At 60.0% G+C, this 11,533-nt stretch carries 10 protein-coding genes; 5 read left to right on the top strand and 5 right to left on the bottom strand.

The genetic code is table 11. From position 1 onward, the window contains the following. Nucleotides 1–61: 61 nt before the first annotated feature. The 5 genes from JXR15_RS13910 to JXR15_RS13890 form a co-directional block, all read right to left on the bottom strand. Entirely contained in the window at nucleotides 62–688 is a 627-nt protein-coding gene (locus tag JXR15_RS13910) for a hypothetical protein (protein WP_422053815.1), read from the bottom strand. A 58-nt stretch (nucleotides 689–746) separates the two neighbouring features. Then, on the bottom strand, nucleotides 747–1,676 hold the full coding sequence (locus JXR15_RS13905; RefSeq protein ID WP_422053814.1) for a carbohydrate kinase family protein: 930 nt from the start codon (nucleotides 1,674–1,676) through the stop codon (nucleotides 747–749). A gap of 10 nt (nucleotides 1,677–1,686) precedes the next feature. Next, on the bottom strand, nucleotides 1,687–2,373 hold the full coding sequence (locus JXR15_RS13900; RefSeq protein ID WP_422053813.1) for a D-lyxose/D-mannose family sugar isomerase: 687 nt from the start codon (nucleotides 2,371–2,373) through the stop codon (nucleotides 1,687–1,689). Between the two features lie 160 nt (nucleotides 2,374–2,533). After that, on the bottom strand, nucleotides 2,534–3,250 hold the full coding sequence (locus JXR15_RS13895) for an SDR family NAD(P)-dependent oxidoreductase (protein WP_422053812.1): 717 nt from the start codon (nucleotides 3,248–3,250) through the stop codon (nucleotides 2,534–2,536). Nucleotides 3,251–3,312: 62 nt separating this feature from the next. Further along, complete coding sequence (locus tag JXR15_RS13890) at nucleotides 3,313–4,557, bottom strand: glycerate kinase type-2 family protein (RefSeq protein ID WP_422053811.1); 1,245 nt, start codon at nucleotides 4,555–4,557, stop codon at nucleotides 3,313–3,315. A gap of 210 nt (nucleotides 4,558–4,767) precedes the next feature. On the opposite strand from JXR15_RS13890, the gene JXR15_RS13885 reads away from it, so the two are divergent. The 5 genes from JXR15_RS13885 (at nucleotide 4,768) to JXR15_RS13865 (ending at nucleotide 11,531) form a co-directional block, all read left to right on the top strand. Next, on the top strand, nucleotides 4,768–5,667 hold the full coding sequence (locus JXR15_RS13885) for a LysR family transcriptional regulator (protein WP_422053810.1): 900 nt from the start codon (nucleotides 4,768–4,770) through the stop codon (nucleotides 5,665–5,667). Nucleotides 5,668–5,759: 92 nt separating this feature from the next. Continuing rightward, nucleotides 5,760–7,847: a hydantoinase/oxoprolinase family protein gene (locus JXR15_RS13880; protein ID WP_422053809.1), complete on the top strand. Its 2,088-nt coding sequence runs from the start codon at nucleotides 5,760–5,762 to the stop codon at nucleotides 7,845–7,847. Next, nucleotides 7,844–9,550 (top strand): hydantoinase B/oxoprolinase family protein, encoded by a 1,707-nt coding sequence (locus JXR15_RS13875; RefSeq protein ID WP_422053808.1) that lies wholly within the window; start codon nucleotides 7,844–7,846, stop codon nucleotides 9,548–9,550. The genes JXR15_RS13880 and JXR15_RS13875 overlap by 4 nt, the downstream gene beginning before the upstream one ends. Next, nucleotides 9,550–10,767, top strand: a complete 1,218-nt coding sequence (locus JXR15_RS13870; RefSeq protein WP_422053807.1) for an NAD(P)/FAD-dependent oxidoreductase — start codon at nucleotides 9,550–9,552, stop codon at nucleotides 10,765–10,767. Before JXR15_RS13875 ends, JXR15_RS13870 begins: the two co-directional genes overlap by 1 nt. Next, nucleotides 10,767–11,531: an HpcH/HpaI aldolase family protein gene (locus tag JXR15_RS13865; RefSeq protein ID WP_422053806.1), complete on the top strand. Its 765-nt coding sequence runs from the start codon at nucleotides 10,767–10,769 to the stop codon at nucleotides 11,529–11,531. Before JXR15_RS13870 ends, JXR15_RS13865 begins: the two co-directional genes overlap by 1 nt. Nucleotides 11,532–11,533 lie beyond the last annotated feature (2 nt).

Here is an 11,533-nt window from a genome sequence, read left to right as displayed (position 1 = left end):
AACTTAGCACAAACGCACACGAGCGCGGAAATACTTGATCTGAGGTGCGAAATTGTGAGACTTAGTCGAGTCGCAGTCGCGCAAACAGGCGCAAGGCGTGGCTCGCGTCTTCCGCTGCGGCTGGCATCATCCGGTCATAAGCAGCGGCAATCACCGCCGCGATTTCCGGACGCAACACGGTGGCACCGCTTTCCGGCACCACGGCCAAAGGCGAAGTCTCCGCAAAAGCTTTGGGTCCCCAGGCCACGATGGTCTGCACCGCCTCGCCCAAGGCCAGTGCCTCAGCCGGAATTTGTGACATCGCATCATTCATGCGCAAGAAAACAAACGCCGCCTGAATGCCGCCATCGTTTTCAAAGCGGAAGGCGCGGTATTGTGTGGCGTCTGCGGCTTTCAATCGGCCCACCAACGCCTTGAGATCCGGGATCAAACGCTCAAGATCCGGCACCTCCAGAAGCTCATCCCACTCCCGGAAGAAAAACATCATCAGGTTGCTGCCAAGCTCCGGATCGGTTTCCGCCATCTGATGGCCAACCAAGGTGACCACAGCTTCCAGCGCCCCTTTCACCGTCTCCAGCGTGGCGTCCTCGACTCCGAACACCACCGGCGAAATTGGGCGTCCCCAGCGCGCAAAGCCGTAGCTGCCATCCTGGCGGGTAAACAGAGATTCAACGTCCTGCGGTGTCATATCGGGCTCCTGTCAGATCGCCCGCTATGTGCCGCCAAGCCACGCCTAAAGCAAGCCCTTAGGCCAATTCACTGGCCCAAGGGGGATTGGCCCCGGCCCGCGATACGGTCACGCCCGCCACTTTGGCGCCAAAGGCCAGCGCCGCCGCCGCATCTTCGAGCGACAGATCGCGCACCTTGGCTTTGGTCAACACACCCAGCTCCGCCAGCTTCGCCAAAACACCCGCGTTAAACGTGTCGCCGGCGCCAACGGTGTCAACAACCTCCGCCTCTGCGGCCGCCACGGAAAGTTTATGCCCGCTGGTCACATAGGCATCCGCACCTTCGCCGCCACGGGTCACCAGCACCAACGCAGGACCCTGGTCGATGATTTTCATCGCGCGCTCGTCCAGGGTGTCTTCGCCCGGCACAAGCCACTGCAAATCCTCGTCAGACACTTTCACAATATCCGCCTTGGCAAACATCTTTGCCAGCCGCGCGCGATAAGCTTTTTCATTGGCAATGAAACCCGGTCGGATGTTGGGGTCCACCATCACCGCACGGCCTGCGCCTTCGCGCTCCAGCAACTCGGCATAGGTGTCCGCACAAGGCTCCACCGCCAGACTGATGCCGCCAAAAAACAGCGCTTTCACTTTGGGTTCCACCGACACAAGATCAGACGGCTGGATCATGCGCCCAGCGGTGTTTTCATCATAAAACGAATAGGTTGCCTGTCCGCTGCTCAAATGCACAAAGGCCATTGTGGACGGGCGTTTCGCACGGATCAGCGCCGAAGTGCTGACGTTGCTTGCAACCAGTTCGGTCATCAGAATGTCGCCAAAACTGTCGGTGGAGATGCCACTGACCAAGCCCACGCGCGCGCCCAAACGGCCCAGCGCAACAGCGGTATTGAACACCGCACCGCCAGCATGTGGCACAAATCCCGTGCCGCCCTCAACGGTCTCACGCGGGATCATGTCAATCAACGCTTCGCCACAACACAGGATCATGTTTGCCTCCTCAGGCCAGCCATTTGGCGTAATCGCTCACCAACAGATGGGTTGGCGCAACGTCTTCGTCGATCTCAGCAAACCGGCCGATCGGCTCGCGAAAGATATTGTCTGTTTCATCGTCATTCACTGTGGAGACTTCGCCAATCAGCACATCACCGCCTTCGCCCCAAAACGCATGCCAGTCTCCTGGCATCAGGGTCAAGCTTTCACCCGGTGCAAATTTCAGCTTCTCCCCCGGCGTAAATTCACGCGGGATGCCGTCACACATCACCATGCCACCGCGGTCCTCGGCAAAGTTACCATCGTCATCAGAGCCAAACAGCTCGACCACCATAGTGGCCCCGCCACGGTTAATAATGTCTTCCGCTTTGATCACATGGGTGTGCATTGGCGACAGCTGATCCTGACGCGAGATCAACAGTTTTTCCGCATAACACATGCCGCCACCGCGCTGCAGATCGGCCAGCCGCCCATTGCGCAAGGTGAACAAGAACAACCCCATCTCGTCAAACCGGCCCGCACCATAGTCGGTGATGTCCCAACCACAGCGCGCCTGAATCAAGGCCTCGGCTTCCTTGGCACGCGCTTTAAACTCCTCCGGTGCCCAATAGGCAAATGGAGGCAATTTAAAACCGTATGAGCGGATCATATCGTCCGCTGCCGCCATAATGTCGTTGATGGTAGAGCGTTTCATTTCAGTCTCCCAAAGCCGCCTGAGATCACCCGACCTTTAGCGCTAACAGATTTGCACCCTCCCTAAGCCACCCAATGGCTTTGGAGCAACAAAAAATAGTGGAAGATCAAAAATTCACGCTCAGAAAGCCCCCCTCGCCAAACGTGAGGGGCTTTTGGATTTAAAACGTACGCACGTCCGTGAGGATCTCGGCACCAAATTGCTCGCTCAGGATGTGGGCACAAATCTTCGCTGCGGTGTCTTCTGCTTTGGCCAAGCCCCCCTCAGCCTTCATCGACTTAAACTGATCCAGTAGCGCAAAATCCTCTTCCGGTGCGGAGCGAATGGTGGCCTGCATGCCGGTGTCGATCACCCCAGGCGCAATGCTTTCCGCTTTTAGTCCAGCCACTGAGTCTTCCATCATGGCCCGCGCGTGCATATCCATGGCTGCTTTGGTGGCACAGTAGACGCTCCAACCCGTGTAGGCGTTGCGGCCCGCGCCGCTTGAGATGTGGGCTATGCGACGTTCGGCACCGTCAGTTGCCGCGACAAAAACATCGCTCAGGATCAGCGCCGCTGTCACGTTCACCGCCAAGGACTGGGCAATCTTGCCCGCATCCTGACGGCCAATTGGCGCGATAGGGTCCACAATACCAGCATTGTTGATCAACACGGCTTCGCTTGCACCTTCCAGGAAATTGGCAAACTCCGCGCCGGTGGCAAAGGCTGTCACAGCCGCTGTGTCACCCAGATCAAGCGCAACTTCGGTCAGCCCTGCCATCTCCGATCCAATACCGGAACGGGACAGGCCCAAAACCTCATAGCCCGCCTCGATCAGGCAGGACACCATGCCCGCGCCAAGCCCCTTGGAATGGCCGGTAATAATCGCCTTTTTCATTCTCTTGCTCCCACAAGTTAATTTGTGAACCATCTCTACGCGGCTTTGACCGCAAGGTGCAATTACTTGGTGATCAGAATGGCGCGGAAGTCATTCACATTTGTGAGCGTTGGCCCCGGCACCACCTGCGCATCGATCTTCTCAAAGAACGAATGCGCATCGTTTTCTGCCAAAGCCAGAGCAGCGTCCACACCCCGCGCCTGAGCTGTCGCCAGCGTGTTCGGCCCAATCACCGCACCGGCCACCTCGGCCGCGCCGTCGACACCATCCGTGTCACAGGCAATCGCATGGATGCCGTCTGCGCCGCCCAGCGCCAGCGCCAAAGCCAGCGCAAACTCGGCGTTTGGCCCGCCAACGCCATCGCCACGCCGTGTCACGGTCAGCTCTCCGCCAGACAGAAGCACCCGAGGTCCACGCCCCACTTTTGCTTTTGCCAAGTCAGCCTGCGCTTGTGCCACGTCCCGCGCCTCGCCCTCCAGCGCATCGCCAAGGATTTCCACCCGCAGCCCAGTAGCCTCTGCAACCTCCTGTGCCGCCTGTAACGATTGCAACGGCGAGGCAAATAGGATGTTTTCTGTGGTCGACAGCCGTTCGTCACCCGGCATCACCACACCCGCATGGGCCCGTGCCGCCGCCTCAACATGCTCCGGCAAGGTCACGCCAAACGGGGCCAAGGCTGCCAAAGCGCTGTCCAGGCTTTCCGGCTCTGCCACGGTGGGACCAGAGCCAATCATGCCCGGATCATCACCCGGCACGTCTGAGATCAGGTAGCTCACCACTTTGGCCGGATAGGCTGCCGCTGCAAGCTGCCCGCCTTTGGCCTGACACAAATGTTTGCGCAGCGCGTTCATCGCCGAAATTGGCGCACCAGACGCCAACAAATCCGCGTTCACCTGCTGCAACTCGTCCAACGTCACGCCCGGCACTGGCGCGGTCAGCAGTGAGGACGCCCCGCCGGAAATCAAACACACAACGGTGTCGTCGGCAGTTAGACCGCGCATCAGCTCCAACATTTGGAGTGTCGCCGCCTCGCCCGCCGCATCCGGCACCGGGTGCGCCGCCGACTTGATGGTGATGCCCGCACAAGGCCGCTCGTAGCCGTAGCGCGTGATGACCAGTCCTTCGCACGCCCCCCAGGCACTCTCCAAGGCCTCTGCCATGCGCGCACTGGCCTTGCCCGCGCCAACCACAATCAACCGGCCCGCTGGTTTTTCACCCAGGGCGTCCGGCAAAGCCGCCATTGGATCCGCCACGGCCACCGCTTTGGCAAACAACGCCCGCAGAAAACTATCTGGATTGATGTCCATACTCATACTCCCCCAAAATGCACATGTTCTCCCGCCCTTTGGCACCCGACCACATGCGTATCAAGAGCTGCACCAAAGGAGATGTTTCCGCTAACATGCACAGTTTTACAGGCGGAGCAAGCCAACGCCGTAGCAGCGCCGACAAGCCCATCTTTCCAAGCCGCACAACCTGCCCTACTGTGCCGCGACTTTCTTAACCCGCGAGCGCCCATGGCCCAGATCAGCCTGAAACAGCTTCAAGCCTTTGTGGCGGTTGCCGACTTGCAAAGCTTCCGCCGTGCAGCGGACCGGCTGAACACCACGCAGCCCAACATCTCCACCCGCATCGCGGGCTTGGAAGGGCAAATTGGCCATTCACTGATGACACGGGACGCGGGCTCTGTGCGGCTGACCCCCATGGGCGAAAAACTCCTACTGGAGGCGCGTAACGTGCTTCTGTCGATGGACCGGTTCCTGCTCACGGCGGCCGATGACAGCCTGTTTGACGGCACACTCCGCATTGGCGTGACCGAGATGATCGTGCACACTTGGCTGGGCGAGTTTTTCACCGCACTCAAGGAGCGTTTCCCCAACATCGACATGGACCTGACCGTGGATTTGTCGGTGAACCTGTCCCGCGCCCTGACGGAGCGCCGGATTGACCTGGCCTTGCAAAGCGCCCCGTTTGAGCGGCAGATCAGTGGCAACGCAGACCTTGGGCAACTGCCAATGTTGTGGGTCGGCAGCCCCAAACTTGGCCTGTCTGACAAGGTGCTCAGCTTGCACGATTTGGCGCAGCATCCGGTTTTGACCCACGCCCGCGGCACCATTCCTTACAACCAGATGCAGGATCACTTTGGTGCCTTTTCTGACGTCTCGGTACGCCATGTCTCCTCGTCCAATCTGGCGGCCTGCCACCAAATGACCCGCGACGGTTTGGGGGTTGCCTGCCTGCCCGAAGCCATGGTGCGTGAAGACCTTGCCAACGGCACATTGGACACTTTGCGCTACCTCTGGGTGCCCGACGCGCTGCACTTCTATGCCCGCTATGACGCTGACACTTGCCCCAGTTTTGTGGAGGCTGCAGCGGATTTGGCGCAGCAAGTGGCGCAGGCCCACGCCGCAAGATAAATTTTCTCAATTCAATTCATGAAATTTAATAATTGGATTTCATGACCTGTGCGCTCTACCTTCCTGCAGAAGACAGAAGGAGGCGCGTTCAGATGCCATCACACAGGACCCGTTTGGGCGTCGACATCGGCGGAACCTTCACCGATGTCGTGCTGGAAATCGACCAAAAGCGCTTTTCCACCAAAGTGTTGACCACCTACGCCGCGCCGGAAAACGCGATTGTCGACGGCATGCATCAGGTCTGCGCCAAAGCCGGTGTGACGCCCGCATCCATCGACCAGATCATTCACGGCACCACGTTGGCCACAAACGCGCTGATCGAGCGGCGCGGCGCCAAAACCGCGCTGATCACCACCGAAGGCTTCCGCGATGTGATCGAAATGCGCACCGAAAGCCGGTTTGAACAGTATGACCTGAACCTCACACTTCCTGAGCCGCTGTTGCCGCGCAACCGCCGCTATGTGCTGCGCGAACGCATGGACGCCACCGGCGCAGCGCTGATCCCACTGGACCGCGCCGACATTGAGACACTCGCGGACGAGCTGGCCGAAGCCAACTATGAAAGCATCGCTGTGGGCCTGCTGCACTCCTACGTGAACGACGCGCATGAACGTCTGATTGCCGAGGTGCTCGCAGAAAAATTGCCTGATGTAATGGTCTCGCTCTCCTGCGAGGTCTCTCCGCAGATGCGTGAATATGAGCGGTTCAACACCACCATCGCCAACGCCTACATCAAGCCGTTGATGAAGTCCTACCTTGGCCGCCTGAAAGACCGGCTGGCTGCCGAAGGCGCGGCTTGCCCGGTGTTTCTGATGCACTCCGGCGGCGGGATCATGTCGCTCGAAAGCGCCGCCGATTTCCCGGTGCGCCTAGTCGAAAGCGGTCCGGCGGGTGGTGCCATTTTTGCCGCCGACATTGCCGCCAAACACGGCCTCAGCAAAGTACTCAGCTTTGACATGGGCGGCACCACCGCCAAAATCTGCCTGATCAAAGATCAGGCCCCGAAAACCGCACGTGTGTTTGAGGTCGCCCGCACCTATCGCTTCAAAAAAGGCTCCGGCATGCCGATCTCGATCCCGGTGATCGACATGGTGGAAATTGGCGCTGGCGGCGGCTCGCTCGCCCACGTGGACGCGATGAACCAAATCCGTGTTGGCCCAGAAAGCGCCGGGTCCGAACCCGGCCCGGCCTGTTACGGCCGTGGCGGTGACACCCCCGCCGTGACCGACGCTGACCTGATCCTGGGCAAGCTTGACCCCAACAATTTCGCAGGCGGCTCCATCCCCCTGCATCCTGACAATTCGGCCAAAGCGCTGGACGCTGTGATTGGCAACACGCTCGACATGGACGCCACCGAGGCCGCCTTTGGCCTTGCCGAAGTGGTGGATGAAAACATGGCCAACGCCGCCCGCGTACATGCGGTGGAAAACGGCGAGGACCTGTCTGAGTACACCATGATTGCCTTTGGCGGCGCGGCCCCGCTGCATGCGGCAAGGCTGTGCGAAAAGCTCGGTGTCTCCCGCTGTCTTGTCCCCCAAGGCGCGGGCGTTGGCTCTGCCATCGGCTTCCTGCGTGCACCGTTTAGCTTTGAGGCCAACCGCTCCGTCTTCATGCGACTGAGCGACTTTGACCCAACCAAAGTCAAAGCCCTGTTTGACGACATGTCAGATGAGGCCACCCGTTTTGTGCGCTCCTGTGATGAGAACGCAAATATCCTGCGCGACCACAAAATCTACATGCGCTATGCCGGACAAGGTTGGGAAATCCCAATCGCGCTCACCGCAGAGCAAGCCGCAAACCCCGATGCGGCCACCTTCCTGCGCCTGTTTGAAACCGACTACAAAGCGCTCTTTGGGCGCGCAGTTGAGGGCATGGAAGTCGAAATCACCGTCTGGAGCGTGAATGCCTATACAGCACAGGAGGCCACCTCGCCCATTGCAAATACAGGCACGCTGACATCCCTCGCTCCGACCACAACACGCCCGCTGTTTGACCCGGCCTTGGCCAAAACCGTGGACGCCGCCGTGATCGCCCGCACCGACCTGCCAACCGGCCATGTCGCCCAAGGCCCCGCCGTCGTGACCGAAGACGAGACCACCGTGGTTGTGCCCGCCAGCCGCGAGGTACTGACCCACACCGACGGAACGCTGGACGTGCGCACAAAGGAGACCACCCAATGACCGAGCACAGCAAAGTTGCCTATCAGGTCATGTGGAACCGCATGGTCTCCGTGGTCGAAGAGCAGGCTCAAGCGCTTGTTCGCACGGCCTTTTCCACTTCCGTACGCGAGGCGGGTGACCTCTCCGCCGGGGTTTACAACGAAGCTGGAGAGATGCTCGCCCAGGCGGTGACCGGCACGCCGGGGCATGTGAACGCCATGGCAGACGCTGTGGGCCATTTCATCCGCCGCATCGGGCGCGACAACATGTTTGAGGGTGACGTTTACCTGACCAACGATCCTTGGGAAGGCACCGGCCACAAACATGACATCACCGTGGTCACGCCCTCGTTCCACAAGGGGACGCTGATCGGTTTCTTTGCTTGCACGGCCCATGTCACCGACATCGGCGGGCGCGGTTTTGGCGCGGATGCCAATGACGTACACGAGGAAGGTCTGTATCTTCCGATCATGAAATTTGCCGACCGCTGCACAGTAGACCAAACCCTGCTGGCGCTGATCCGGGGCAACGTGCGGGAACCCGATCAGTTGGTCGGGGACATTTACGCGCTGGCAAACTGCAACGAGATTGGCCACCGGCGCCTGATCGACATGGTCGAAGAGTTTGGTCTCGCCGATCTCACAGGCATCTCCGACTTCATCCTGACCAATTCCCGCGAAGCCACTTTGGCGCGCATCAACGCGCTCACACCGGGCAGCGCGAGCGGCCATTTGCGCATCGACGGATACGACACACCCATCGACCTGCATGTCACCCTAACCATCGAGAAAGACCGTATCCTGAGCGATTGGGCTGACACATCCGGTTTGGACAAAAAAGGCATCAACGTGCCGCTGGTCTACACCAAGGCCTATGCCTGCTACGCGCTCAAATGCGCCATCGCGCCAGAGATCCCCAACAACGCCGCCTCGCTGGCCCCCTTTGAAATCACCGCGCCGGACAACAGCATTGTGAACGCCAAGTTCCCAGCCCCCGTCGCCCTGCGCCACGTAATTGGTCACATGGTGCCAGACACGGTCTACAACGCGCTCGACAAGCTGTTGCCCAACACGGTGCCTGCTGAGGGCGCGGGCTGCCTTTGCAACTTCCAGGTCTCGATACGTCCGCGCATGGATGGCAACGCGCCAGAAGATGCGGTGCGCGCCGAGGTGCTGACCTTTAACTCCGGTGGATCCGGCGCACGCCCCACCTTGGACGGCATGAACGCCACCGCCTTCCCGTCGGGCGTGATGACCATGCCGGTGGAGGCCACCGAACAGGTTGGCCCCGTGCTGATCTGGCGCAAGGAGCTGCGCCCAGACAGCGGCGGCGCAGGTGAATTTCGAGGCGGTTTGGGACAATACATGGATGTCGGCGCACGTGAGGGCCACGAGTTTGATATCTCCCTGATGCTGGACCGTGTCGACCACCCGGCGCAAGGCCGTCGCGACGGCGGTGCCGGTGGCGCAACCCGTCTGGCCCGGTCTGACGGCACCGCCGTGCGCGGCAAAGGCAAACAATTTATACCCCACGGCACAGTGGTGCAAATGGGCTTCCCCGGCGGCGCAGGCTACGGTACCCCAAACCGCCGTGATCCGGCGCGCGTCAAACGCGATGTTGCGCTTGGCTACATAACTCCGGAGCACGCCGCAGAGCATTACAACATATCGGCAGATGACATTGCCGAGGCCCTTTCGCGGGCCAAACGGGGGGAGATTGTCTAATGGCAGCAGGCGCAATGGCCACCAAGCCAACCAAAACATCTTACGACGTGGTAATCATCGGCGGGGCGATTATGGGATCCTCCACCGCGTGGTTTTTGTCCGACAATCCGGATTTTAGCGGCTCGGTTCTGGTGGTTGAGAAAGACCCGACTTACGAGTTCAGCTCCACCGCCCACACCAACTCCTGTATGCGACAGCAGTTTTCCAATCAGCTGAACGTCCAGATCTCTCAGTTCGCCGCCGATTTTGTAAAAAACCTGCGCAAGCATATGGGCGGAGATGACCGCGTGCCGGAGTTGGATATTCAGAACTACGGCTACCTCTATTTGGCGGACAACGAGGACTTTGCCCAAACCCTGCGCGACAACCAAAAGGTGCAACTTGCTGCCGGGGCCGAAACCGAACTGCTGACCGCCGCCGAAATCGCTGCCCGCTATCCGTTCTACAATGTGGACGACATCCTGCTGGGTTCGATCAACACCAAAGACGAAGGTTATTGGGACGGCGGCGTGGTGTTTGACTGGTTCCGCCGCTCCGCCCGCGAACGCGGTGTGGAATATGTGCAAGGCGAAGTGGTCGCCATGGCGCGAGACGGCGGCAAGGTCACCTCGGTCACCTTGGCCTCCGGCGATGTGGTAAACTGCGGTCAGGTGGTGAACGCCTCTGGTCCGCGCGCTGCGCGCACCTCAGAAATGGCAGGCATCCACATGCCCGTGGAACCCCGCAAGCGCTTCACCTGGATTTTCTCCGCGGAACAGCCTCTGCCAATGGACCTGCCGCTGACGATTGACCCCTCCGGTGTGCACGTCCGCCAAGATGGCCCCGCCACCTACCTCGCAGGCGCCGCCCCCGATCCGGACCCAGCCGTGGCGTTTGATGATTTCCACATGGATCACAACCGCTGGCAGGATCACGTCTGGCCCATTATCGCCACCCGCATTCCGCAGTTTGAAGCCATCAAAGTCGGGGCGGAGTGGGCCGGACACTATGCCTATAACACCCTGGATCAAAACGCGATTTTGGGTGCCCACCCGGACATCACCAACTTCATCTTCCAAAACGGATTCTCCGGTCACGGGCTGCAACAAAGCCCCGCCATGGGCCGCGCCGTGGCCGAACTTTTAACCTACGGGGAATTCCGCACCCTAGACATGACGCCTTTTACGTTTGAACGTGTCCTCAACAATGACCCAATAGTTGAGAAAGCCGTAATCTGATGGTGCAAACAAACCCGTTCCTATCCGCAATCCGTGATGGCAAGCAGCAAATTGGCCTCTGGGTCTCTCTTGGCGACCCGCTGACCACAGAAGTCGTCGCAGGTGCAGGGTATGACTGGCTGCTTTTGGACATGGAACACGGCGCGGGTGAGCTACCTGATGTGCAGGCACAATTGCAGGTCATCAAAGGCTATGACAGCACCGCCATTGTGCGCCCGGATTGGACCGACCCAGTGAAGATCAAACGGCTGATGGACATGGGCGCGCCGGGGCTGCTGTTCCCGATGGTACAAAACGCTGAGGAAGCCGCCGCCGCGGTCGCCGCCACGCGCTACCCGCCGAAAGGCATCCGCGGCTATGGCGGCACCACGCGCGCCACAAGCTTTGGCCGCCACAAAGACTACACCGCAACCGTGGACGAACAGACCGCCGTGCTGGTGCAAGTCGAGTCCCTGCAAGCACTGGAAAACGTCGAAGCCATTGCCACCACCGAGGGCGTCGATGGTGTGTTCTTTGGACCCGCCGACATCGCCGCAGACATGGGCTACCTCGGCAACGCCATGCACGACGAAGTTTGGGCCAAAATCCTGCCCGCCGCCATGCGGCTGATTTCCAAGAAAACTCCCGTTGGCACCCTAGTGCGTGACGTGGCCTTTGCCCGCCGCCTGTTGGGCGCGGGTTTCACTTTTGTTGCCTGTGGCTCGGATGCCGGTCTTCTGGCCAAAGCCGCAGATACCCTGCTTGAAGACATGAAAGCCCCCTGACC

This window comes from Shimia sp. (assembly GCF_049116215.1).
Lineage (GTDB): Bacteria > Pseudomonadota > Alphaproteobacteria > Rhodobacterales > Rhodobacteraceae > Shimia.
Note: the sequence above shows the minus strand (reverse complement) of the source record. Positions and strands in the feature narration are given on the sequence as shown.